The organism is Flavobacterium salilacus subsp. salilacus (assembly GCF_004634195.1).
GTDB lineage: Bacteria > Bacteroidota > Bacteroidia > Flavobacteriales > Flavobacteriaceae > Flavobacterium > Flavobacterium salilacus.
The window spans coordinates 218,902-244,653 of record NZ_SKBP01000001.1 but is presented as its reverse complement, the minus strand read 5'-3'; the positions used below and the strand labels follow the sequence as shown (position 1 = coordinate 244,653).

The following is a 25,752-nucleotide window of genomic DNA, read 5'->3' as shown; positions in this document are numbered from 1 at the left end:
GAATCTCAATGGTTTAACAGACAAGAGATTCTTCTTTCGTCAGAATGACAAAAATGCTTGTTTAGTAACTCTTTGTTTAATTGAGGGATATGGTTTTTATTTCCGATATAAGTTTGCCGTCAGGGCTAATGCCTTCTATAAGGAGTTTTATACTGTCCTGACCCGTGCGGGGCAGTTCCAGTTTAAACTCTCCCTTTTCATCTGTTGTTATGAGTGGCTCCCAGTCAATCACACCAAAGTTTTCAAACCCTTTTGTAGCTGTTGACAGGTAGGTGGTGTTTTTAAACGGGGCAATACGTTTAAAGCCGTTTTTTACTAAAAAGGATGTTGGTGAGTTGTTTTTTGCTTTACTTGAGTAATCTTTCCTCATATATAATCGTATAATACCCATTCTGTTATTTACAGAGGGAACTACAGCATGCTGGTTTATATAAAATTCATCAATATCTTCGGTTTGCATATTCCACAATATATCAAAACTCAGTACCTGAATATTATCTATATATATCATGGGTGTGGTTCGCTGACCGTTTATAGTATTAATAGTACGACCGGTTATACTTACACTACCACCGCTGGTCTCTACATCAAAGCCATGATAGCGAATGAGGTCTAATATGTAAAAGAAACTCTTACTGTCATCTTCTGAAATTTTGTACCCTCTTAATTGTGAGTTACCAAATGCCCTTTGATACTTTAGCTTATTGGTAGTACCGTGTAGTTCTACTTCATCAAGTACAATGGCATTCATATCTATTTGGTCGGGTAGTTCCGGTAAACTTGAAGCAACGTTACTGCTTTCAGGTATAATACATTCAGCAACTTCGGGTTTATTCTGCTTGTTATATACTCTGTTAATATTAAAAAGCTGAGGATAAAGTTTTATTTGTTTTTTGGTATCATCTTTTACCAGGAAAAAATCGAGCTTAACAGAATCGGCAAGAATAAGATTATCCAAATAAAACTCATTCTTTTCATTAATTTCGATGGTTTCATCTATCATGCCTTCAAAAGAAGATACTTTTACTTTATGATTTTTAAGGTTTCCGCTGTTGTTTATTGTTCCTTTTAAGGAAAGCCCTATATCAAAGGTATAGTTGCTTTTCGGAGGGTTTCCTTTAATATCTCGCCAGTTGTACTTGCTATTTTGGTTTAGCAGAAACAAATCCATTTCATACTGGTTTTTTCGGGAAACAGTATTTAAATAGCTTCTTGCCTCCAGTGTTTTATGATTTTCTATGTAAGGAGAAATCAATAGTGAAGCATAGATATCATTATGTTCTTTCAGCGTAACTGTATTGGCAGGCAGCATCGATATACTTAAATTCATGTTAGCATGGCTAATTTTACCGGTTAGCTCTATATTTTCGTTGGTTTCTTTAGCCTTTGCTATCTCCATATTTAATACCGATTCGGGATAGATGTAAAAAACCCTTTGTGCAAGTTCATTCAGCTCGCTGTCCAATATACGTATCGTGTTAAGCCCTTCAAAAAGGTCGAGGTTATTGATGGCAGCCGATAGTTCTGATCCCTGCCCTTTAAAATCAATTTCTGTAATAATTGCCTTTTCGTCTTGGTGTATTACTAAGTATAAAGGCTTGCCGGATAAGGACACCTGCATTAATGAATTAATGCGTGTTTTAATCATGGTTTTATCAGATAGGGTATAACTGTTAACCTCCAGCGATACGCCTTTTAGTTCTGCCGGGGGTATAGCTTGCTCATATTTGTTATCCTCTATTGTTACAACAATTTTATATTGTTTAGTTCTGTCCGGGATAAAGTCAAATTTTCCGTAGCCCTGTTCGTTCAGATTAATAACTTTTCCTGTTTCACCCTTTTCATTTACTAACATTGCTTTTCCGGCAGCTATCGGTTTATTGTTACAGTCAGTTATACTTATGCCTATATTATTATTAATCCCTTCTACCAGCGTGCCGCCTTCAGGATGCAAGTCAATATTTACTTTCGAATAGTTAGGGGTATTAAACAGGGAGGGGTTAATATTTTTGTTAACTACAGTAATTTCGCCTACAAACGATTCATCTTCAGTAAAGTTATTCATCCAATTAGTATAAAACTGAACATAATACCGCCCTGATTTCATCGAGTCTTTTAATTTAAAGCTACCTGAAAAAGAACCCATATTGCCATACAGCAACTGGCTTTCTATAACAGTACCTTCAGCATCTATAAGTGTGGCAAAAATATTTACGCAGGCAAAAAAAGGTGTACTGTTTTTCCGGTGGTAGGTATAGCCTTTAAACCATACCGACTCGTCAGTAAGGAAAACATCTTTATCAAAATGTACATGGATGTTTTCTCTTTCCAGAAAAAAATAATCAGTCAGTTTTTTAGCAATTTCATCTTTTTTAGAGGTCTGAGCAGTTAAAATGTTGCCCGTTAGTATAAATAAGAGCAATATAAATTTGCGTAACATAAGGTGTTTCATAAAAGTAATCGGTTGTTGGACAATTATAACGCGAAAATAGCAGTATTGTGATATATGTTATCACAAAATTTATATTTTTATAAAAAAAGGGATACTCTGTCAGAGTATCCCTTTACTATATATTTGGTTATGATGATATTACATCATGCCCGGCATACCGCCGCCCATTGGCATACCGCTGGCGTTATCTTCTTTTATATCGATAAGCGCACACTCGGTAGTTAATATCATACCTGCAACCGAAGCAGCATTTTCAAGTGCTACACGTGTTACTTTTTTAGGGTCTATGATACCCGCCGAAAGCATATCTACATACTCGTCAGTCTTGGCATTGTATCCGAAATTACCTGTGCCTTCGGCTACCTTTGCCACTACTACTGATCCTTCAAGACCTGCATTTTCAACTATGGTTCTTAAAGGAGCTTCTACAGCGCGAGCTACTATTTGTACTCCCGTAGCTTCGTCTGCATTTTCAGTTTTTATATCGGCAAGTGCTTGTTTTGCTCTTAACAGTGCTACACCACCACCGGCTACGATACCTTCTTCTACAGCCGCTCTTGTAGCGTGCAGTGCATCATCTACTCGGTCTTTTTTCTCTTTCATTTCTACTTCAGATGCTGCACCTACATAAAGTACGGCAACACCACCTGCAAGTTTAGCAAGGCGTTCCTGCAATTTCTCCCTGTCATAGTCAGATGTAGTAGTTTCCATCTGCGCTTTAATCTGGTTTACACGGTTTTGTATCATTTCCGGTTCGCCTGCACCGTTTACAAGTGTAGTATTATCTTTATCTATAGTTACTTTCTCACAAGTACCCAGCATGTCAAGCGTGGTATTTTCAAGTGTGTAACCTCTTTCTTCAGATATTACAGTACCGCCTGTAAGGATAGCTATATCTTCAAGCAATGCTTTTCTCCTGTCGCCAAAGCCCGGAGCTTTAACAGCAGCAATTTTAAGCGAACCTCTCAGTTTGTTTACTACAAGTGTGGCAAGTGCTTCACCATCCACATCTTCTGCAATAATCAATAGTGGTCTTCCGCTTTGTGCAACCGGCTCCAGTACCGGAAGCAGGTCTTTCATAGACGATACTTTTTTATCATATAACAAAATGTATGGTCTTTCAAGCTCAGCTTCCATTTTTTCAGAGTTCGTCACGAAGTAAGCTGACAGGTAACCTCTGTCAAACTGCATACCCTCTACAACATCTACATAAGTATCTGTTCCTTTGGCTTCTTCAACAGTAATAACCCCTTCTTTACCTACTTTTCCAAATGCAGTAGCAATAAGCTCGCCTATAGCTTCGTCATTATTAGCAGATATAGAGGCAACTTGTTTTATTTTTTCGGTAGATGTACCTACTTCTTTTGTTTGTTTGGCAAGGTCGTTTACAATAGCTTCAACAGCTTTGTCTATACCGCGTTTCAAATCCATTGGGTTGGCACCCGCAGCAACGTTTTTAAGACCTTCTTTTACAATAGCCTGTGCCAGTACGGTAGCTGTAGTAGTACCATCACCTGCAAGGTCGTTGGTTTTAGAGGCTACCTCTTTAACCATTTGTGCACCCATGTTTTCAAGGGTGTCTTCAAGTTCTATTTCTTTAGCAACCGATACACCATCTTTTGTTACGGTTGGTGCACCGAAAGATTTACTTATAATAACATTACGCCCTTTAGGTCCAAGTGTTACTTTTACAGCGTTTGCAAGAGCATCTACACCACGTTTTAAACCATCGCGTGCTTCAATATCAAATTTTATTTCTTTAGCCATTGTTTATTTTGTTATAGTTTCAATTATTAAACTCAATTTATAGTACTGCGAAAATTTCCTCTTCTTTCATTATCAGGTAGTCTTTACCTTCAAATTTAAGCTCAGTTCCTGCATACTTGCCGTATAGCACAGTATCGCCCACCTTTACGGTCATTTCATGGTCTTTAGTTCCGTTACCAACGGCTACTACAATACCTTTTTGCGGTTTTTCTTTTGCAGTGTCAGGAATAAAGATTCCGGAAGCAGTTTGTGTTTCTGCAGCAACCGGCTCTATTAGAACGCGGTCTGAAAGTGGTTTAATGTTTAAAGCCATATGATATTATTTTTTGTTGTTATTAAATGTTGTTTCTGTTTTTTCAGAAACTATGCCAATCCCGTAAACTGACAGTATGAACAAAAAAAAATGCCAGCATGTCAGTTGCCGGCATTTATATTATATATTGTAATTTTTATTCCTGTGTTGTTGTACCTTCTTCCGTGGCAGCAGGTGTTGTATCGCCTTGTTCTGTACCTGCCGGAGCCGGAGCCGGAGCAGTTGGTACAGCAGATTCGTCTATCAGCTTACTGTCGTTTCCTGCATAGCCTCCGGAGAAGCTTAATGTTGAAAGTAGTATAAGTGCTATAAGCACTGTAGCAAGTACCCATGTGCCTTTGTCTAAAAAATTATTGGTTTGTTGTACACTACCCATCATTTGAGATCCGCCAAAACTTGAAGATAAACCTCCTCCTTTAGGGTTTTGCACCATAATTATCACAACAAGCAAAAAGCTTACTACTGTTATCAGAAATAAAAAAATTGAAAATTCCATCGTCTATTAATTATTGTTTTGTTGTAAAATCTTGATATCTGCAATACGGTCTGCAAAGAAAACACTTTTTTCCGGATATTTCAAAATTAAAATTTCATATGCCTGTATGGCTTTTGTATATTTTTTTTGTTCCAGGTACACCCGCGCCAGCGTTTCTGTCATCAGGCTGCTGTTGTTACTGTGGTTATTGCTATGGGGTATGGGGCTTGACGTAGCGTTTTTAGCCGGTGTAATTTTCGGATTAGCTTCTATAAATCGGTCTATTATATCCAGTTTTTTCTCCAATCCTGATTCTTTTTCAGGCTCTTTAGGAGTTTCTTCCCGAATTACAGGTTTTAACTGCGCAAGTTGCAGCCACTCTGAAAACGAATGGGTTTCGTTTTTTGTAAATGCTATAGGTTTGCCTATTTCAAGTTTTTCTGCAATTTCACTTTCCTGTATTGCCTCTTTCTGTGACAAAGTTGGTTTTTCAGTTGTTTCTGCTTCTTCAACAGTTTGCTTTATAGACTCTTCCAGTTTGTTTACAGGAGGTTTTACTTCTTCACTCCCTTTTACAGGTATTTCTGTTACTGCTTTTTTTGCTTCTTCAAAATGTAGTTTATCAATACTCTGAAAATTTTCGGAAGTAATAAAATCAAAAAGTACAGAACGGTCGGTAGTAAAAGCAGCCGTTTTTTTAAGCTCTGTATTATAGCGAAAGCTGTCCTGATTGTACAGCCCTTTTAAATGAATGGCACGCGCGCTTTGGAGATATGGAAATTCTGAAAGGATGCTTTCCAACTCCGGTGTTTGCCTTTCATTTAACGAATAAGGCTTGTTAAGCAGGGATATATAGTCTTTTGTATTCAAATTTCTTTTTTGTTCGATGTTTGGTGTCTGATGTCCGAAGAAAACAGAACTCTTGTCTTCCGACATCGGACATTCTACCACTTAGCCAGCGATTCATTAAAAATGTCCTGTGTTATTCTTTCAAAAATTTCATCGAGGGCAGTATTCAATACTTGCCCCGAAAGGAGGTCGTTAGCAGGGTAGTCATAAAAAAAGCTGAAAGGTTTTTCAAAATCATCTTCTTCATTTTTTTTGTTGGTAAACCTTACATTTATGGTAACGCTCAACCTGTTTTGTGCCGCACGCTGGTCGGCAGTAGCCGTCATGGGTGTAATACGAAACTGTGTTATTTCACCCTCATATACCAAGTCGCCATCAGTATTGGTAAGGCTCAGGTTGGTTTGGTTCTGTATCAACTCTTGCAATCTTTGTGTAAATGTCCTCTCTACACCGGGTTCTATAATATCGGCATTATTTTGAAAATAGTTAACCTGAAAAGTTTCAGCATCTATTTTTCCGGTTCCTGTAAAGTTATAAATACTGCACCCGTTTATCATAAATACTAATGCCAATGCTGCAAATAGCTTTAATTTTTTCATTACATTTTTCTTAAAGGTCATATTGTTTAATTTTCCTGTACAGTGTCCTTTCTGATATACCCAATTCATCCGCTGCTGCTTTACGCTTACCTTTATTACGCTCTAATGCTTTTTTTATTAATTCTACCTCTTTTTCATCGAGCCTTAACGTTTCCTCTTCCTCAACCGTTTCGGCAAAAAGGTAGTTACCGTCATCATCATCATCTTCATGATGGTCTATAATAGGCTCAACCGTGTTTACAGGTTGCGAAGCTACCATTTCGGGTCTTGCCATTTCTTCAAATTCGCTGCCGTGATCTTCTCCCGAACCATAAATACGTTGTATCAGGTGTTTGTTAGATTCCTGTACTTTGTTGCTGTTACCGTTTTGCATCAGCTCCATTGTCAGTTTCTTTAAGTCATTCAGGTCAGCCTTCATGTCAAACAGCACCTTATACAGTATTTCGCGTTCGTTGCTAAAGTCGCTTTCCTGTTTTTTGTCTTTTATAACGGCCGGCAGATTACTGCCTGCTTCCGGCAGATAGCCCCGCAATGTTCCTATAGTTATAGCCCTGTTGGTTTCTAAAACGGATATTTGTTCGGCTATATTACGCAGTTGCCTTATGTTTCCGCCCCATCGGTATTTTAGTAATAGTTGTACAGCATCATCATCGAGCTTTATAGGAGGCATTTTATATTTTTGGGCAAAATCGGACGAAAACTTACGGAAAAGTAAGTGTATATCTTCTTTCCGCTCGCGCAATGGCGGTAACATAATCTCTACGGTGCTGAGACGATAATATAAGTCTTCCCTGAATTTTCCTTTTTCTATAGCCTCTGTCATGTTTACATTGGTAGCAGCCACAATGCGCACATTTGTTTTTTGTACCTGCGACGAGCCTACTTTTATAAACTCACCATTTTCCAGTACGCGCAATAAGCGTACCTGTGTAGTAAGTGGCAGTTCGCCCACCTCGTCAAGAAAAATAGTGCCCCCATCAGCTACTTCAAAATAGCCTTCACGTGTAGAGGTTGCTCCTGTAAAAGCTCCTTTTTCATGCCCAAAAAGTTCACTGTCTATGGTGCCTTCGGGTATTGCGCCACAGTTTACGGCAATATATTTACCGTGCTTGCGGTGCGACAGGGCGTGTATTATTTTTGGGATACTTTCTTTACCTACACCGCTTTCGCCGGTAACCAGTACCGAAATATCGGTAGGAGATACTTGTATGGCTTTTTCTATAGCGCGGTTAAGTTTAGGGTCGTTCCCTATAATTTCAAAGCGTTGTTTTATGGCTTGTATGCTTTCCATAAGCCCCCTGACCCCCAAAGGGGGATTTATTTTTAGTTAATAATAATTTTTTTATCAGTATTTTCCAATTGAGTTTACCCTTCGGGGGTTAGGGGGCTATTCATATCGCTATACCCTACAGCTTCACCTATTAGTGTAGCCGAAGTACAATCGGTAGTTTTCACATTTACAAATTCGCCCGGTTTATAATCTCCTTTGGGGAAAACCACAGTGGTGTTTTGCGAGTTACGCCCGCTCCAGTGCGCATCCGATCTTTTGGAACTTTTTTCAATCAGTACTTCTACTGTTTGTCCTACAAAGCGTTGTGTGCGCTCATAAGCCATTTTTTGTTGCAGGTTAATAATTTCGGTAAGCCTTCGGTTTTTTACTTCGTCAGGAATGTCATCTTCCAGTTTACGTGCTGCCAATGTTCCCGGACGCTCTGAATAGGCGAACATGAACCCGAAATCAAAGTTGCAATATTCCATTAACGAGAGTGTGTCTTTATGGTCTTCTTCCGTTTCGGTTGGGAATCCCGTTATCATATCCTGCGAAAGCGAAATGTCCGGTATTATGCGGTAAATGTTATCTACAAGCTCCATATACTCTTCACGGGTATGCTGGCGGTTCATCTCTTTCAATATTCGGGTACTGCCACTTTGTACGGGTAAATGAATGTACTTGCATATATTATGGTGTTTTGCCATAACTTCTATTACTTCCAGGTGCATATCCTGTGGGTTGGAAGTCGAAAAACGGAAACGCATTTTCGGGTAGGCTATTGCCACCATGTCAAGCAGTTGTGCAAAATCTACTGCGGTTGCTTTTTGCATTTCGGTAGCTTTTACAAAATCTTTTTTAAGTCCGCCGCCATACCACAGGTAACTGTCCACATTTTGTCCCAGCAGGGTAACTTCTTTAAAGCCTCTTGTCCAAAGGTCATTTATTTCATCTAAAATACTTTGCGGGTCACGGCTGCGCTCACGCCCTCGTGTAAAAGGCACTACGCAAAAAGTACACATATTATCGCACCCTCTGGTAATAGATACAAAGGCGGTTACTCCGTTACTGTTGAGGCGAACAGGAGCAATGTCGCCATAGGTTTCCTCTTTAGAAAGGATAACGTTTATGGCATCTCTGCCTTCTTCTACCTCTTGCAGCAGGTTGGGTAGGTCTTTATAAGCATCAGGACCTACAACAAGGTCAACAATTTTTTCTTCTTCAAGAAACTGGCTTTTCAATCGTTCTGCCATACAGCCCAGTACACCCACTTTCATTGCGGGGTTTATTTTTTTTACTGCGTTATATTTTTCCAACCTTTTTCTTACGGTCTGTTCTGCTTTATCACGAATAGAGCAGGTATTTACCAAAACCAAGTCTGCCTCTTCAAGATGCTGAGTAGTGTTATAGCCTTGATTTGCAAGTATAGATGCAACAATTTCGCTGTCAGAAAAATTCATCTGACAGCCATAGCTTTCAATAAAAAGTTTTTTGGTATTTCCTTCTTTCTGCTCTAAAACAAGGCTTTGTCCTTGCTTGTTTTCTTCAATTATCTTTTCCATAGTTCACAACTGTAGTGCATTTTCTGAATTGGCAAAGATACTATTTAATTTTAAACGTATGACAACTTGGCATATTTGTTTAAGCTCTTTTTAAAGTAGTAAGGCTTGCAATTACACGTATTATATAGGTGGCAATACATATGAAAAAAAGCATACTTACAACAAATGACGGAGACAGAAAAAGGAAAGCAAGTACAAAAGAAAAGGCAGTAGCAATAATACGGCTTTTGTAGTCGAAGGTTTTTATCTTGTCTTTTTCAGATTGCAGCATAATAAGCGAAATAATACTTGCCGCTCCAATAAAGAAAACCAAATCCTGATAAGGGTTTTCCTGCTGTATTACCGATGTAATAATAAGCCCCGAGGCGATTATTATACCGAGCAGTACCGAAGGTTTGTCGAATTTAGAAACGGGCAGGTAGTTTATAGCGTTGCTGTAAAAGCTGAGGTTGAAGTTGTCAAATTCTTCCGCAGGCATAAAATGCCCCGTAACGCACTTACGTTTCAGGGTATCTATATATTTATGAATAAAGGTATCCCGGAAATTCATATATACGGCAAGGAAAAGTTCGTTGCCATTTTCAGGTACGGGTATAACCGATTTAAAGTAATCAATGCGTATGGTTATGGTTTTACAATTTTCATTTAATGGGACGGATACATGCTCGCAGTGTGCAATTTTTACCAAAAGGTTATTTTGGTCGTCATATATTTTTATCCTTCGGGCATGATACCAGTTGTAAGGGAGCAATAATTTTATTTCCAGGTTTTTCATAAAAAGATATTTTAGCCTGTTTTTAGGGTACTTATAATTCCGTTATTGGCAAGTTACAGAAAATAATTTAAAAAAATAAAATATCTATAGTGCTGATTTGAAAGATTTTTTTATTGGCTAAAGGTTGATGAAGTCAGGGTTTTATACTTGTTTTTAGTGTTTTGTTAAGGTTAATCTTTAGCCAAAACGGTTATTTTTAAAAACAGGAAAAACCAATATTTAAAAAATTCCTATACTTTTGCGACACAAAGAAACGTATGATGGCAAAGAATTTAGTGATTGTTGAGTCGCCTGCAAAGGCAAAAACCATAGAAAAATTTTTAGGGAAAGACTACCGGGTAGAGTCCAGTTACGGGCATATTGCCGATTTGCCCTCTAAAGAAATAGGGGTGGATGTAGCCAATGGATTTAAACCAAAATATGAAGTATCTCCGGATAAAAAGGCTTTGGTTAAAAAACTCAGAGATTTATCTAAATCAGCCGAAATGGTTTGGTTGGCAAGTGATGAGGATCGTGAGGGAGAGGCAATAGCCTGGCATCTTGCAGAAGAGTTGAAGTTGGATAAAGCAAAAACCAAACGTATTGTTTTTCATGAAATTACCAAGTCGGCCATATTAAAAGCGATAGAAAATCCGAGAGATATAAATTATGATCTTGTAAACGCACAACAGGCACGCCGTGTGCTGGACAGGCTTGTGGGGTATGAACTTTCGCCGGTGTTATGGAAAAAGGTAAAAAGCGGTCTTTCGGCAGGCAGGGTACAATCAGTCTCTGTACGCCTTATTGTAGAACGCGAACGTGATATACAAAACTTTAATGTTGAAGCATCGTATAGTATTACTGCCGAGTTTGCCAACGAAAGCGGGAAGGTTTTTAAAGCAAAACTGCCTAAGAATTTTTCTACTAAGCAGGAAGCCCACGACTTTTTAAATAAAAATATAGGCTCTGTATATAAGGTGTCGGATTTGGAAACCAAACCGGCAAAAAAATCGCCTGCAGCACCCTTTACCACTTCCACACTACAACAGGAAGCGGCTCGAAAACTATATCTTCCGGTAGGAGTAACCATGATGCTGGCACAACGCCTGTATGAAGCGGGGCTTATAACCTATATGAGAACGGATAGTGTAAACCTCTCTAATGATGCTATGAGTGCTGCCGAAGCTGAAATTATCAGATCGTACGGTAAAGAATTTAGCAAACCCAGAAACTATGCTACCAAAAGTAAGGGAGCACAGGAAGCCCACGAAGCAATACGACCTACGGATATGACACGCCATACCGTAAATATAGATCGTGATCAGGCAAGGCTGTATGACTTGATTTGGAAACGTACCGTAGCATCGCAAATGAGTGATGCGCAACTGGAGCGTACTAATGTAAAAATTGAAGCAAACAATCACAAAGAAATATTTACTGCATCAGGCGAGGTACTAAAATTTGAAGGCTTCCTCAAAGTATATCTCGAAGGCAGCGATGATGAGGATGTAGAGCAGGAGGGAATGCTCCCTGCATTACGCATAAGCGAGAGGCTTATGAATAATTATATAACCGCCACCGAACGTTTTAGCAGACCTCCGGCACGTTATACCGAGGCTTCACTGGTAAAGAAACTGGAAGAATTGGGTATAGGTCGTCCCTCTACCTACGCGCCTACTATATCTACTATCATCAGCAGAAATTATGTAGAAAAGGGTAGTTTTGAAGGGCAGGAACGTAAATATCAGCAACTAACGTTGAAAGCTGACAATGTTGCCGAGCAGGAACTTAGTGAGAATGTAGGTTCGGATAAAGGAAAACTAGTGCCTACGGATATCGGTATTATTGTTAATGATTTTCTTGTGAATCATTTCGAAACAATACTGGATTACAATTTTACCGCGAAAGTAGAACAGGATTTTGATGAAATTGCATCGGGTAATGAGGACTGGACTAAGATGATGACTGATTTTTACGGTCATTTTCATCCAAAGGTTCAGGACGTTGAGAAAAATGCAGACAGAGAATCAGGAGAGCGCATATTAGGTACGCACCCCGAAAGCGGGAAACCTGTAAGTGTGCGTTTAGGTAAATTTGGCCCAATGGCACAAATAGGGGATGCTGAGGATGAGAACAAACAATTTGCCAGCCTGCTGCCGGAACAAAACATTGGCAGTATTACACTTGATGAGGCTTTAGGCTTATTTTTATTGCCAAAAAATTTAGGTATATATAAAGGAGAAGAAGTAGAGGTAAATAATGGTCGTTTTGGTCCCTATGTGCGTTTTGGTAAAACATTTGTATCGCTGCCCAAAGGAGAAGACCCGTTGGATGTTACTTTTGAAAGAGCCAAAGAACTTATAGCAGAGAAAGAGCAGGCAGATGCTCCTATTGCCAGTTATAAAGATATGCCGGTTCAAAAAGGGGTGGGGCGTTTCGGTCCTTTCATAAAATGGAACGGAATGTTTATTAATGTCAATAAAAAATATAATTTTGACAACCTCTCGCAATCAGATATCGCAGAGCTTATAGAAGACAAGCTAAAGAAAGAAATTGAAAAAGTAATACATAACTGGGAAGACGAAGGCATACGGGTAGAGAAAGCCCGTTGGGGACGCTCGGTTATACTAAAAGGGAAAACCAAAATAGAACTTAGTAAGGATGTAGATGCCGCTGCTCTTTCGCTTGACGAGGTTAAGGCAATAATAGAGCAAAAAGCACCTGCAAAAAAAGTAGCTGCGAAAAAAACTACCCCCAAGAAAGCTACCGCTCGCAAAACAACAGTTAAAAAGAAATAATTATTTATGGCTTTTGAGTTTTTAAAACCTTTAGAGAGCACATTTACAAGCTATGCAGAAGCATTGCCCTCGCAATCATTAGGCAAAAAGATGCTCTTACATTTTGAAGGTAATTTTCCCGATACTGAAGGGGTGAGTATAGCCATAATAGGAGTTTTGGATAACCGAGGGGCGGAAAGCGGAAACAAGCCGATACACCTTAATTATATACGAAAGCAGTTATACGGGTTATATCCGGGTAATTGGGATAAAACAATAGCCGATTTGGGCAATATACCTGCGGGCAACACTGTAAAGGATACCTACTATGTAGTAAAAACTATTGTTGAGGAACTTGTAAAAAACAAAATAATACCTGTAATAATAGGCGGGTCGCAAGATATAACCTATGCAATGTACAGAGGGTATGACAGGCTTGAGCAAATGGTAAATCTTGTGGCTATAGACAGTAAGTTTGATTTTGGTAAAGAAAAAGAAACGATAACAGCAAAGTCATACCTTACACATATAATAGTTGATGAGCCTAATAATTTATTTAATTACAGTAATGTTGGGTATCAAACCTATTTTAATCCGCAGGAAGAGATAGATTTAATAGAAAAATTGTATTTTGATGCCTATAGACTTGGTGAAATTGCAGGTAATCCTACCATTGCAGAGCCGGTTTTTAGAGATGCAGACATCGTAAGTCTTGATATGGAGTCAGTAAAATCGGGCGATTCAGGAAATATTGTTAATTTTTTGCCAAATGGTTTTAATGGAAAAGAAATTTGTACTTTAGCGCGCTACGCAGGAATAAGTGATAAAGTTACGTGTTTCGGAATTTTTAACCATCAGGACACAAAACAGGAAGGACTTTTAATTGCGCAGATAGTATGGTATTTTATCGAAGGAGTACACTATCGTTCTAATGAATATCCTTTTGATACCAAAGAAAATTATATAAAGTATATAGTTCCGATGGATGAAGAAGAACTTATATTTTATAAGAGTGATAAAACAGACAGATGGTGGATAGAAGTGCCTTTTATAACAAACGTTAATAATAAATTAAAAAGGAATACGTTATTACCATGTACGCACGATGATTATTTAGGAGCATGCGATGGTGGTTTTCCTGAAAGATTATGGAAAGCACAAAGAAAGAACATAATATAAGTTTTTTGTTATAAAACTGTCTTGTATTTCATTAAGTACACAAATCTTTTCTTTTAGTTAAGGTTTTTTTAATAAAAAAATTGTTTTTTTAAAAATAAATAAATAGGTTTACGCCCTTAAAAATAGAATTACATTAATAACCCAAATTTATGAAGAAGTTCATTGCATTAACAGCAACTTTATCATTATTAATCAGCTGTGGTTCCAGTGACCGGGGGGAACTGGTAGGTGTTAGAGGAAAAAAGTGGAGACCTGAGAAGCCATATGGTATGACATTAATTCCTGGTGGCGCATACATTATGGGTAAATCAGACGATGATTTGGCTAATGTGCAGGATGCTCCTACAAAAACAGTAACTGTTCGATCTTTTTATATGGACGAAACAGAGATTACCAATAGTGAATACCGTCAGTTTGTAGAGTGGGTTAAAGATTCTACAATCAGAACAAGACTGGCTATCCTTGCCGATGAAATGGGTCAGAAGCCGGGTGGTGAAGGAGGTATTGGTGAGTATGCATTCAAAGATCAGGTAGGTGAAGGAGAAGAACAATCACCATATGATAAATATATGTATGAAAACTATTACAGTATTGGTGATGCCGATGATCCATATGCAGGCAGAAAACTTAACCACCAGCCTAAACTGATTGAAGACCCGCAACAATACCCTGATGAGTATTATGTTGAGGTGATGGACTCTATGTATCTTCCTGCTTCAGAATCATACAACGGATTAAGAACCATGGATGTTTCTAAGCTTAAGTTCAAATACTCATGGATGGATATTGCTGCTGCTGCTAAAGATAAATCTAAAAATACCAGAGAAAAAAGAAGCAAGTACATGGTAAAAGAACAGGTAGAAGTATATCCTGATACTACCGTGTGGATAAAAGACTTCTCTTACTCATACAACGAGCCTATGCACAATGATTATTTTTGGCATGAAGCTTACGGTGAATATCCTGTTGTAGGTGTTACTTGGGGTCAGGCAAAAGCATTTTGTGCATGGAGAACCCTATACAAAAATGCCTATCAAAAAGATAAAGGCAGACAACAAATAAATTCATTCCGTTTACCAACCGAGGCAGAGTGGGAATATGCTGCCAGAGGAGGTTTGCAATCAGCTACATTCCCTTGGGGAGGTCCTTATGCTAAAAACGACAGAGGTTGCTTTTTGGCTAACTTTAAACCAAACAGAGGAGATTATGCTGCCGATGGTGCGCTTTATACTGTAGAAGCACAATCATTTGACCCGAATGAGTACAATTTGTATAACATGTCAGGTAACGTTGCAGAATGGACAGACTCGTCTTATGATGCAGCCTCTTACGAATACGTATCTACAATGAACCCGAATGCTCCGGATCCTTCTAACAGAAGAAAGGTAACGCGAGGTGGTTCATGGAAAGATGTGGCATACTTCCTTCAAGTAAGTACAAGAGATTGGGAATATGCCGATTCTGCAAGAAGCTACATCGGTTTCAGAACTGTACAGGATTACATGGGTACTCAAAATACAGCTAACCAATAATTACTTGAACCAACTCAAATTTTTGAATATTTAAATTATTTAACTTAACTAAAAACTAAAATTATTTTATTATGGCACTACCTAAAAAAGTTATGAATTTTGCCTATGGTATGGGGGCAGCAGTTGTTATTATCGGAGCACTTTTCAAATTGATGCACTGGCCTGGTGCAAGTGCGATGCTTATTGCCGGACTGGGAACTGAAGCTTTCATTTTTGGTCTTTCTGCTTTTGACCCTGTAGATAAAGAACTGGACTGGTCTTTAGTATATCCTGAATTAGCAGGAGGTGATGCTAAGAAAAAAGATGCTAAGAAAGAAAGCCCTGCGGATGCACAAGGATTACTTTCTCAAAAACTTGATAACCTGTTAAAAGAAGCTAAAATTGATGGTGAATTAATGGCAAGCCTTGGCGCAAGTATTAAGAATTTCGAATCTGCAGCTAAAGGAATATCTCCAACAGTAGATTCTATATCTTCTCAGAAAAAATACAGCGAAGAAATGTCTATGGCTGCAGCTCAAATGGAGTCATTAAACAGCCTTTACAAAGTGCAGCTTGAAAGCGCATCTCGTAATGCTGAAGCTAACAGAGAAATCGCTGAAAATGCTGCTAAGCTACAAGAAGAAATGAGAGCTATGACACAAAACATCGCTTCATTAAACAATGTATATGGTGGAATGCTTTCTGCAATGGGCAACAGAGCCTAATTAATTAGGATTTTTATTACATAACAAAAAACAAAGAGACTGATTAGATATGGCAGGAGGAAAATTAACCCCTAGACAAAAGATGATTAACCTGATGTATCTGGTTTTCATCGCGATGCTGGCACTAAATATGTCCAAAGAGGTACTATCCGCTTTTGGATTGATGAATGAACAGTTTGAAGAAGCAAATATTCAAGCTAAAAATACAAATAAAGATCTTCATGGTGTTTTAGCACAAAAGGCATCTGAGTCACCTCAGTTTGCTGAAGCAAAAAATATAGCTGATAAAGTTAAGAATATCTCTAATTCTTTTTATACCTATATTGAAGGGCTTAAGGGAGACATAACCAAGCACTTTGAAAAAGAAAATGGTAAGCTTCCTTATGAAGCTATGGATAAGGGAGAGATGATTGATGAAGCTTGGTTTGCAGGTGACGGATACTCAAAGAAAGGTCAGGAAATTATTGCAACTATCAACAAGTATAAAGCAGATATGATAGCAGCTTTTGGTACTGAAAATAAATATAATGCTCTTAAGCAAGAGATAAACAGTAAGTTCAGTACTGAGGATATTAAGGATGGTGAAGGTGTTAAAAAGAAATATCTTGATTACCATTATAAAGGTTTCCCTGCAATTGCATCGTTGACTAAGTTATCTGCTATGCAGAATAATGTTGAAACGATGGAGGCAAATGTATACAACATTGCCCTTGGTAAAGCAGCTATAGAAGCTACTTCGATGAACAAATATAAAGCTATAGTTATTACTGATAAATCTGCATTTTTCTCAGGTGAAAAAGTAACAGGAAAAGTGGTTCTTGGTCGTTATGATGACCAGACGGTGCCTACTAGAGTAGGTGTAGATGGCGGTGTTGTTAAAATGGAGAATGGTCAGGCTAATTTTGAAATTACTGCAGGCTCTGTAGGTGAACATGATTTGAAAGGGCAGTTTGTGTTCCTTGAAGATGGTAAAGAAATTGAAATTCCAATTACAGGTAATTATGCAGTAGTACCTCGCCCTAATGAGGCTACAATTTCTGCTGATAAAATGAACTCTGTATATAGAGGTTTGGACAACCCAATGACAATTTCATTTGCAGGTATTGCAGACAGCGATGTTACAGCAACTGCTCCTGGGCTTAAAAAAGCAACTGGTGCGGGTAAATATAATTGGAATGTTACAACTATTTCTGGAACAAAGGCTATCGTTAATGTAACAGGTAAACTTCCTGATGGAACATCAGTAAACTCTAAAAAGGAGTTTATCGTAAGAGATATTCCTGCTCCTACGGCTTCAATTAGAGGTAAAATAAACTCTTCTAAAGGTCGTGCTCAGGATTTAGCGATATCTACTGTTAACGTTGAGTTTCCAGGTTTTGTTTATAATGTAGAGGTTGATGTAGTTTCCTTTGAGCTTTATGTTCCAGGACAACCCGGTATGATAGTTCAGGGTAATAGATTTGATGGAAAAGCTCAGGCTGCTATTAACAGAGCAAAAAGAGGCGACCAAATTCAAATTATGGCCATTAAGACAAAACTTAAAGGTGGCGGAAGTTACAGAATGCAAGAGTCCAGCCCGTTTATTTGGGAAGTACAATAATATAATTAAAAGATCGTTTTTCTTTTATAGAATAAATTAAGGATATGAACAGCAAAAATTTTTTATTAGCAGCATTATTTTTTACAGGGATTGGTTCTTCAGTTGCTCAATCGAACCTGTTGAATGCAAAAACGCCGGATGAGATAGGACAGAAAACTGCTGAGCAGGAATTGTTAGATAATGACAATCCCCTGCCTTACGGTTACGTTGGAGATAGAGACGTTTTGTTTGCCAGAAAAGTTTGGGAAGTAATCGACCTTAACCAAAGGGTTAACTTTCCTATGCTTTTTCCTGTGGAAGAGAATATTGGTGATGATAGGAAATCGCTTTTCAATGTACTTATTACAGCTATAAAAGATGGCAGACTTACTGAAGTATATGGTGACTCTTATTTTACTGCTAAAAAAACTTTAGAAGAGATTCAAGAGAATTTTTATGTAAGTATGTTGAATAGCTATGGTGTTACTACCATGAACCAATATCCGGGAGAAACAGAAGAAGCTCTTAAAGATAGAGGAGTACTTACTGCCGAGCATTATGATACACAGGAAGTAACTGCTAATGATGTCGCTGCATACAAAATAGTAGGAACTTGGTATTTCGATAAGAGACAAGGTGAGCTTAAGTACAGAATTCTTGGTATTTGCCCAATGGCAGTTGATGCTTTGAGTAAGTTAAGGATGGGTGAAACTGCAGAACCTATCGAACTTTTCTGGGTATTTTATCCGGGAGCAAGAGATGTACTGCACCAAGCAAAAGCATTTAATGAGAAAAACTCTGCAATGCCTATTACATTCGATCACTTGTTAAACTCAAGACGTTTTAGTGCCGTGATATATAAAGAAGAGAATGTGTATGGCGACAGGCTTATCAAAGAGTATCTTAAAGATAATGCTCAGCTACAACTTCTGGAATCAGAGCGTATAAAAGATAAAATACGCAACTTTGAACAAGATATGTGGAATTACTAATAATTCTCGTAACTATACAAAAAAACTCTTACCCTTGTGGTAAGAGTTTTTTTATTTTTGCACTATGAAAGATTTTATAATTGTTGGTGCCGGTTTAGCAGGTATAAATTTTGCGGAGACTTGTCGTTTCAATACTAAATCGTTTACTGTTATAAGTGATGCTTCGCACAATTCTACACTGGTTGCAGCGGGAATTTATAACCCTGTTATATTGAAACGTTTCAGTTTGCCTGCCGATACCGCAAAACATATGGAATATATAACTCCTTTTTATCAGAGTATAGAGAATAGGATTGGTTTACAGTTTATGCATGATGTTCCTGTATATAGAAAATTCGCTTCGGCAGAGGAACAAAATAACTGGTTTGAAGCCTGTGATAAAACAGCATTAGCCCCTTTTCTGGATACTGAAATTAAACATATAAAATATCCGGCTTTGCCTTCTCCTTATGGTTTTGGCAGGGTGTATAGTACCGGCTATATGGATACCGGTGCATTTATAAATGCTTACTGTGCTGAATTGTTAAGTGATGGATTGTTTATAGAGGACACTTTCGACTACAGCGCGTTACAGGTAGTAGAGGATAGTGTACATTACAAAGATATTTCAGCAAAACACATTGTGTTTGCCGAAGGTTTTGGGATTCATGAGAACCCCTACTTTAATTATTTACCGCTTGATGGTACTAAAGGTGAACTCTTACTTATAAAAGCTCCTGATTTACAATTGGATGTTATAGTAAACGCCAGTATATTTATTTTGCCTATGGGAAATGATTATTATAAAGTAGGAGCTACGTATGAGTGGGAGGATAAAACCCAAGAACCTACAGAAGCGGGAAAACAAGAGCTAACAGAGAAGCTGGATGAATTAATTACTTGCGATTACGAAATTATAGAACATTTTGCAGGTGTGCGACCTACTGTTAAAGACAGGAAACCTTTGATTGGGACACACCCAAAGCATTCACGGTTGCATTTGCTTAATGGGTTGGGCACACGAGGGGTAATGTTAGGACCGCCAATGGCACTGGAGTTATTGGAGTCTATAGAGAAAGGTAAAGAGATACCCAGAGCGGTAAACCTTAACAGATTTAAGGTTTAAGATTTCTGTCTTTCCAGTTTTTATTGTATTTAATAAAAATATTGATCCATATATTACGTGATAAGCGCATAATGATTGGCATAAACACAACTAGAGTACCTATTATGGTATAAAATGATGTTTTTAGTGAAGTTTTTAGGAATACCTTTGCAACAATAAAAGCAGCAACGCTAAAGGCAACACCAAGACCATAACTTACATACATAGCACCGTAAAAAAAAGAAGGCTCAATTTTATAATGCAAACCGCAGTGGCTGCAATTTTCGTGCATCTTATATACATTGGCTAAGTTATATGGGTTTTTATCTAAATACATGCTTTCCTGATGGCATCGGGGGCAGGTTCCTGTTAAAATGCTATATAATTTGGATCCTTTTTTTAACATTTGCAAAATTATTTGGTACATCCAAATTTACGATATAAATAAGACATAATAATAATGCTGAACATACATAATTTATCGGTTTCTTTTGGTGGTACTTACCTGTTTGAAGAAGTTACTTTTAGGCTTGGGGCAGGCGACAGAGTAGGGCTTGTTGGGAAGAATGGAGCAGGAAAATCGACCATGCTTAAAATTTTATCCAGAGAGCTTGCGCCTGACTCCGGTGTAATTGCAACGGAGAAAGAAGTAAAGATTGGCTTCCTGAAACAGGATATCGATTTTATAAAAGGAAGAACGGTTCTGGAAGAGGCTTATCAGGCATTTGAAGAAATAAAAAGAGCAGAAGGAAAAATAGAAGATATCAACCACCAGTTGACTACCCGTACCGATTATGAAAGCGAAGAGTATTCTAAACTCATAGAAGATCTTAGTGATGTTACGCATCATTATGAAATACTGGGCGGTTACAATTATGTTGGCGATACAGAGAAAATCCTGTTAGGATTAGGCTTTAAGCGTGAGGATTTTGATAAACCTACCGATACTTTTTCGGGTGGGTGGCGTATGCGTATAGAACTTGCCAAGTTGCTGTTACAATATAATGATATATTATTGCTGGATGAGCCTACCAACCACCTGGATATAGAAAGTATTATTTGGCTGGAACAATTTTTAAGGAATTATCCCGGCGTAGTAATTATAGTATCTCACGATAAAATGTTTTTGGATAACGTAACCAATCGTACTATCGAAATTTCATTGGGTAAAATATATGACTTTAATAAGCCTTATACGGAATACCTTGAACTTCGGGGAGAAATAAGAGAAAAACAGCTTGCCACACAAAAAAATCAGGAAAAGAAAATAGAGCACACCGAGAAACTTATCGAAAAGTTTAGGGCTAAGGCATCAAAGGCATCTATGGCGCAATCGCTGATTAAAAAACTGGACAAAGTAGAGCGTATTGAAGTAGATGAAGATGATAATTCGGTAATGAATATTTCTTTTCCGGTATCAATGACGCCCGGTCGCGTGGTGGTAGAAGTTGAAGATGTAACTAAAAAATATGGCGATAAAACGATATTGAAAGATATTGACCTGCTGGTAGAACGCGGTAGTAAAATTGCTTTTGTAGGGCAAAACGGCCAGGGAAAATCAACACTCATAAAGGCAATTACTAAAGATATTGACTATCAGGGCACTATTAAACTGGGGCATAATGTACAGTTGGGCTATTTTGCACAAAATCAGGCAGAGTATCTGGATGGCGAAATAACGCTTTTGGAAACAATGGAAAACGCAGCTACTGATACCAACAGGAGTAAAGTGCGCGATATGCTGGGAGCATTCCTTTTTAGAGGCGATGATGTTGAGAAAAAAGTAAAGGTACTTTCGGGAGGCGAGCGAAACCGTCTTGCGTTATGTAAACTGCTTTTGCAACCCATCAATGTTTTGGTAATGGATGAGCCTACCAATCACTTAGATATAAAATCTAAAAATGTGCTAAAGGCAGCTTTACAAAAATTTGAAGGTACTTTGTTACTGGTATCGCACGACAGGGATTTCCTTCAGGGGATGTCCAATATTGTATATGAGTTTAAAGATCAAAAAATAAGAGAGTATTTGGGCGACATCAACTTTTATCTGGAGCAGCGTAATATGCAAAATATGCGCGAGGTAGAAAAAAGAGATGTGATTAAAGAAGCCGCTAAAGACAATAAGCAGCAACAGGTGTCGTATCAAGACCAAAAGAAAAACAAATCGTTACAAAACAAATTATCTAAAATAGAAAGCCAGATACAGCAGTTGGAAAAAGAAATTAAGCATGATAATAAACGGCTTGAAACCGATTATGAAAAGCTAATGGCTGATGCTGCTTTTTTTAGAGCCTACGAGAATAAAAAGAAAAAGCTTGACGAACTCATGGAGGAGTGGGAGCTGGTACATGAAGAGATAGAAAGGGTATAACTTATATATGGATAAAAAAATCCCGCTCTTAAAGCGGGATTTTTTATGATTAGTCAGTTTTAATGTTGACTTCTTTTTTATCATCTGTAATGGTTACATTGCTCTCCTTGTCACCATTTTTATTTTTAACACTCACACCATTTCCATTAATATTTACCGATGTTCCGTCGTTATCTTCTTCCTCAACCCTTGGCTCTGGTGCAGGGGGCGGAGCAGGATTTTCTACCGCAGGCGGTGTTGGTGGCGGTGTTTCTTTTTTGTCTTTACAGGAGGTTAAAAGCGCAAGCGCCATTACTCCTGATAGTACTATCACTTTTTTCATAAAATAGTCTTTAGGTTACTTTTTACCAAGATACTCATTATAAGTTACAAACAGTTATAAAATAACTCAATTTTAAGAAATCAAGCCTATTGCTTTGGCATGTAGTATAGCCTCCTCACTATCTTTAAAGTAACAGGTCTCTATACTTAATGTCTCAATGTTTTTGAGCGTATCGCTCACTTTTTGCTTTTTATATCTGCCTGTTTGCCTTATATATACCGCCTTTACAGTAACAGGGAATATCTTGCAGATGCTTTCGTAAAGATAAGGGTCGTGCTGTGAGTCATCGCCCAGCAGAGTGTATTTAAGATGGGGGTAAAACTCCAGTATGTGCTTTATCTTATCGAACTTGTGGTTATGGTTGCCACGCCCGGTTACCAAAAAATCCATCAAACCGGTTTTAATATCTTTTAATAGCATTACAGCACGGGGCAATTCGTGTATTTTGGTAAACTTTACAATAAAGCTGTACAAATTCCATTCACTGCTGGACACATAAAAAAAAGCATTTTGTTCTTCTGTGGTCTCTCTTCCCGCATTGCTCAAAGCCTGATAAAATGGGACTACACCTTCAAATATACGTCGGGCATTAATGTTTTTCCAAAGCAGTATGTATAACTTCTTAAAAACATTACGTGTATGCGACACTAAAAAAGTATCGTCGATATCTGATATAAAACCTAAATCGCCTTCAAAAGGTCTTACATAAGTACCGCTTTCTTTTATTTCTTCGTCATCATAAAAAGTACTTACACAATAGCTTGACCAACCGTGTTCTAAATCATTTTTTAACGGAATACAGAATTTAAAATATCCATCTTTAAGCGTTTTGGTATGTATTTTTTTGCCATTATGCTCTAAGTAAACGTCTGCATTAGCAATTGTTTTTACCATAAACATCTTTATTACAGAACGCGCATTTTTAAAACGTTTCTTTTCGAATTCATACCCGCTTGCCGTGCTGGAGTTAAAAACATGACCAAAAACCATTAGCTCCTGCTCATTAGCATAACCACGGTAAAGTTTTAAAATAGGCTTCATTAAAAATTATGTTTTTTATAAGATGTGTGATACCACAATTTAATTAAATTTAATCAAAAATATAACATGGCTCAGCAAGAGATTTTTTTATTTGTAATAAACCCCATTGCCGGGGGTAATGATAAATCAGATTTAATAGAAAAGGTAAAATTATATGCTGAAGACAGGGGCGTAACCCTCATTTGCTATGAGACTACAGGAGATAATGATGAAGAAGCTATAAGAAAACTTGTTGATGAGCATAACCCACAACGCATACTGGTAGCGGGAGGCGATGGCACTATAAAAATGGTTGCCGAAGCGACATTGAATCAAGATGTAATTATTGCGGTACTGCCGGCGGGTTCCGCTAACGGGCTATCGGTCGATTTAAACCTGCCCGATACTGTTGAAGCCAATCTTGAGGTGGCTTTTAACGGGGTTGTAAAACCTATGGACATTATTACTATTAATGGTAAAAACAGTTTGCACCTTAGCGATATTGGTGTTAATGCCGACTTGATACGTAATTATGAAAACGGCAGTATGAGAGGAAAACTGGGCTATGCCTTGCAGGCACTTAATACCTTAACAGATCTCGGAGAGCCTTTTAATGCAACTATCAAAGCCAATGGCGAAAGTATTGAAACAGAAGCCCGAATGGTGGTAATAGCCAATACCAACAGGTATGGCACAGGTGTAACTATTAATCCTGTAGGAAAGATGGATGATGGGAAATTTGAGATTGTTATTCTTAAAAACCTCGATATACTCGTTATCGGTAAGATACTTTCAGGTAATATACCTGTGGACGAAAATGAAAATATAGTTATAATTTCTACTGATGAAGCCTTGATAACTACAAATATCTCGGTTAGTTTTCAAATAGACGGCGAGTTTTGCGGGAGCGTAAATGAGCTTGATATAAAAATAATACACCCTCAGCTAAAGATGATAGTGCCAAAACCTATTTAAAGGGGTTACGCGATTTCCATTCTATCTTGGGTTCAAAATAATTAAATAATCTTCCTATAAACAGGTTTATAAAAGGGTTAGTGTGTTTTATTATACCATATACCTCCTCTGCTTTTGCGCCTACGCTGCTTTTTATCTCCATTGCCGATCGTGCAAATATTATATGGCTGTATTGTTTTTTTACAGCATAGGCTACCATATCATAAAGCATATTCAGATACAGCATTTTTTCTTTTTGTACCATTTCATCATACCCTAAAAAATAAGTATCCATATCCTTACCGTTTTTAATCAGCGTGCTAAACCCAACGAGTTCATCATTCATAAAATAACCATAAAACCTGAAATTATCTCCAAGCTCCCGTTTCATAACCTCAAAATGATTCTCAGGCAAAAAGAACGTGTTAAATGATGCCCTGTTGGCAACAGTATGGTACAGTTTATTTACCCGGTGCTGTTGTGCCTGTATTTCATCGGCGGTAAGTTTTCTTTTAATAATACCTTCTGCCTTTTTTCGGGCACGATTATACTGTGTGCGGTATTTTGTATTCAGGGCGTTTAGGTAATCCTCTATACTGTTCCACTCTTTTCTTATGCTAAATATCATATTCGGCTGAGTACAAAACTTAAAGTAATTTTTAAATCCCACAGCTTCAAAGTTTGGAAACTCCTGTTCGTTAAAATCTTTTACCGCCAAAAGGTTTATCTTTTGCCCATTACTATTGTACTCCTTTTCTACTTGTTTCAATGCTTTTTGCATTAATTGCAGTGCCTCTGTTTCGGTTATATCATTGGTATGCAAATAAGCATTTTGCCCTGTAAGCGTATTATTACCAATGAAAAGTATATGCGAAGTAAACTTTTTGAATAAAAATTCTTTAAGGCAAAAACTTCTTTTATTATCCTTAAATGTAGTTACATTGGCTAAGTTAATAAATTGAATTATAGCCATCCCCGAAAGTTTACCATCTTTAAAAAGCCCCACAAAATGACACTTCATGTTTTTAGGAGCTGCTTTTTCCAGAACGGCAAGCCCCGCGCGCGAAAGGAATATGTTTTGCATAGCAATACCATCCCATTCAGCAGGAAAATCTATGGCACAAGTATATAGTTTGTAAGATAAATTTGGGGTCAAGATAATTGTAATAAAAAATCTCCCTTAGGAGATTTTAGTTT

At 37.8% G+C, this 25,752-nt stretch carries 22 protein-coding genes; 9 read left to right on the top strand and 13 right to left on the bottom strand.

Going from position 1 to position 25,752, the window contains the following annotated elements; translation table 11 throughout:
• Positions 1-76: 76 nt before the first annotated feature.
• The 9 genes from E0W68_RS01230 to E0W68_RS01190 all read right to left on the bottom strand — a co-directional run bounded on the left by E0W68_RS01230 (position 77) and on the right by E0W68_RS01190 (position 10,062).
• Positions 77-2,452: a hypothetical protein gene (locus tag E0W68_RS01230; protein WP_135217584.1), complete on the bottom strand. Its 2,376-nt coding sequence runs from the start codon at positions 2,450-2,452 to the stop codon at positions 77-79.
• Between the two features lie 138 nt (positions 2,453-2,590).
• Positions 2,591-4,219, bottom strand: a complete 1,629-nt coding sequence (gene groL, locus E0W68_RS01225; protein WP_135217583.1) for a chaperonin GroEL — start codon at positions 4,217-4,219, stop codon at positions 2,591-2,593.
• Positions 4,220-4,256: 37 nt separating this feature from the next.
• A complete protein-coding gene (locus tag E0W68_RS01220) occupies positions 4,257-4,532 on the bottom strand; it encodes a co-chaperone GroES (protein WP_135217582.1) in 276 nt (91 codons plus the stop codon).
• 136 nt (positions 4,533-4,668) lie between these two features.
• Positions 4,669-5,028 (bottom strand): preprotein translocase subunit SecG, encoded by a 360-nt coding sequence (gene secG, locus E0W68_RS01215; protein ID WP_135217581.1) that lies wholly within the window; start codon positions 5,026-5,028, stop codon positions 4,669-4,671.
• Positions 5,029-5,034: 6 nt separating this feature from the next.
• Positions 5,035-5,877 (bottom strand): tetratricopeptide repeat protein, encoded by an 843-nt coding sequence (locus tag E0W68_RS01210; RefSeq protein WP_135217580.1) that lies wholly within the window; start codon positions 5,875-5,877, stop codon positions 5,035-5,037.
• A 74-nt stretch (positions 5,878-5,951) separates the two neighbouring features.
• Positions 5,952-6,455, bottom strand: coding sequence for an LptE family protein (locus E0W68_RS01205; RefSeq protein WP_135217579.1), 504 nt, complete (start codon positions 6,453-6,455; stop codon positions 5,952-5,954).
• Between the two features lie 10 nt (positions 6,456-6,465).
• A complete protein-coding gene (locus E0W68_RS01200; protein ID WP_135217578.1) occupies positions 6,466-7,746 on the bottom strand; it encodes a sigma-54 interaction domain-containing protein in 1,281 nt (426 codons plus the stop codon).
• Positions 7,747-7,820: 74 nt separating this feature from the next.
• The gene (gene miaB, locus E0W68_RS01195; RefSeq protein ID WP_135217577.1) at positions 7,821-9,287 is read right to left on the bottom strand and encodes a tRNA (N6-isopentenyl adenosine(37)-C2)-methylthiotransferase MiaB; all 1,467 of its coding nucleotides are present in this window, start codon (positions 9,285-9,287) and stop codon (positions 7,821-7,823) included.
• A gap of 79 nt (positions 9,288-9,366) precedes the next feature.
• Complete coding sequence (locus E0W68_RS01190; protein WP_135217576.1) at positions 9,367-10,062, bottom strand: hypothetical protein; 696 nt, start codon at positions 10,060-10,062, stop codon at positions 9,367-9,369.
• A gap of 260 nt (positions 10,063-10,322) precedes the next feature.
• Here E0W68_RS01190 and topA point away from each other — a divergent pair, with 260 nt between their 5' ends.
• The 7 genes from topA (at position 10,323) to E0W68_RS01155 (ending at position 19,909) form a co-directional block, all read left to right on the top strand.
• Entirely contained in the window at positions 10,323-12,839 is a 2,517-nt protein-coding gene (gene topA, locus E0W68_RS01185; protein ID WP_135217929.1) for a type I DNA topoisomerase, read from the top strand.
• 6 nt (positions 12,840-12,845) lie between these two features.
• A complete protein-coding gene (locus E0W68_RS01180) occupies positions 12,846-13,997 on the top strand; it encodes a formimidoylglutamase (protein WP_135217575.1) in 1,152 nt (383 codons plus the stop codon).
• 149 nt (positions 13,998-14,146) lie between these two features.
• Positions 14,147-15,529 carry a T9SS ring complex lipoprotein PorK/GldK gene (gene porK / locus E0W68_RS01175; protein ID WP_135217574.1) on the top strand — a complete coding sequence of 461 codons (1,383 nt, stop codon included), beginning with the start codon at positions 14,147-14,149 and terminating at the stop codon, positions 15,527-15,529.
• A gap of 68 nt (positions 15,530-15,597) precedes the next feature.
• Positions 15,598-16,233: a type IX secretion system motor protein PorL/GldL gene (porL, locus tag E0W68_RS01170; RefSeq protein WP_135217573.1), complete on the top strand. Its 636-nt coding sequence runs from the start codon at positions 15,598-15,600 to the stop codon at positions 16,231-16,233.
• A gap of 49 nt (positions 16,234-16,282) precedes the next feature.
• Complete coding sequence (porM, locus tag E0W68_RS01165) at positions 16,283-17,833, top strand: type IX secretion system motor protein PorM/GldM (protein WP_135217572.1); 1,551 nt, start codon at positions 16,283-16,285, stop codon at positions 17,831-17,833.
• A gap of 44 nt (positions 17,834-17,877) precedes the next feature.
• On the top strand, positions 17,878-18,804 hold the full coding sequence (gene porN / locus E0W68_RS01160) for a type IX secretion system ring subunit PorN/GldN (RefSeq protein WP_135217571.1): 927 nt from the start codon (positions 17,878-17,880) through the stop codon (positions 18,802-18,804).
• A gap of 64 nt (positions 18,805-18,868) precedes the next feature.
• The gene (locus E0W68_RS01155) at positions 18,869-19,909 is read left to right on the top strand and encodes an NAD(P)/FAD-dependent oxidoreductase (RefSeq protein ID WP_135217570.1); all 1,041 of its coding nucleotides are present in this window, start codon (positions 18,869-18,871) and stop codon (positions 19,907-19,909) included.
• On the opposite strand, the gene E0W68_RS01150 is transcribed toward E0W68_RS01155, so the two are convergent.
• On the bottom strand, positions 19,899-20,294 hold the full coding sequence (locus tag E0W68_RS01150; protein WP_135217569.1) for a DUF983 domain-containing protein: 396 nt from the start codon (positions 20,292-20,294) through the stop codon (positions 19,899-19,901). The genes E0W68_RS01155 and E0W68_RS01150 overlap by 11 nt on opposite strands.
• A 54-nt stretch (positions 20,295-20,348) precedes the next feature.
• Between E0W68_RS01150 and E0W68_RS01145 the strand changes: the two genes are divergently transcribed.
• Positions 20,349-22,259, top strand: coding sequence for an ABC-F family ATP-binding cassette domain-containing protein (locus E0W68_RS01145; RefSeq protein ID WP_135217568.1), 1,911 nt, complete (start codon positions 20,349-20,351; stop codon positions 22,257-22,259).
• Positions 22,260-22,308: 49 nt separating this feature from the next.
• On the opposite strand, the gene E0W68_RS01140 is transcribed toward E0W68_RS01145, so the two are convergent.
• Positions 22,309-22,581, bottom strand: a complete 273-nt coding sequence (locus tag E0W68_RS01140; RefSeq protein ID WP_135217567.1) for a hypothetical protein — start codon at positions 22,579-22,581, stop codon at positions 22,309-22,311.
• Between the two features lie 72 nt (positions 22,582-22,653).
• Positions 22,654-23,622 carry an App1 family protein gene (locus E0W68_RS01135; protein ID WP_135217566.1) on the bottom strand — a complete coding sequence of 323 codons (969 nt, stop codon included), beginning with the start codon at positions 23,620-23,622 and terminating at the stop codon, positions 22,654-22,656.
• A 66-nt stretch (positions 23,623-23,688) separates the two neighbouring features.
• Between E0W68_RS01135 and E0W68_RS01130 the strand changes: the two genes are divergently transcribed.
• A complete protein-coding gene (locus E0W68_RS01130) occupies positions 23,689-24,576 on the top strand; it encodes a diacylglycerol/lipid kinase family protein (protein ID WP_135217565.1) in 888 nt (295 codons plus the stop codon).
• Here E0W68_RS01130 and E0W68_RS01125 read toward each other — a convergent pair.
• Positions 24,569-25,711: a GNAT family N-acetyltransferase gene (locus E0W68_RS01125; RefSeq protein ID WP_192824547.1), complete on the bottom strand. Its 1,143-nt coding sequence runs from the start codon at positions 25,709-25,711 to the stop codon at positions 24,569-24,571. The two genes, E0W68_RS01130 and E0W68_RS01125, sit on opposite strands and share 8 nt — an antisense overlap.
• Positions 25,712-25,752: the final 41 nt, after the last annotated feature.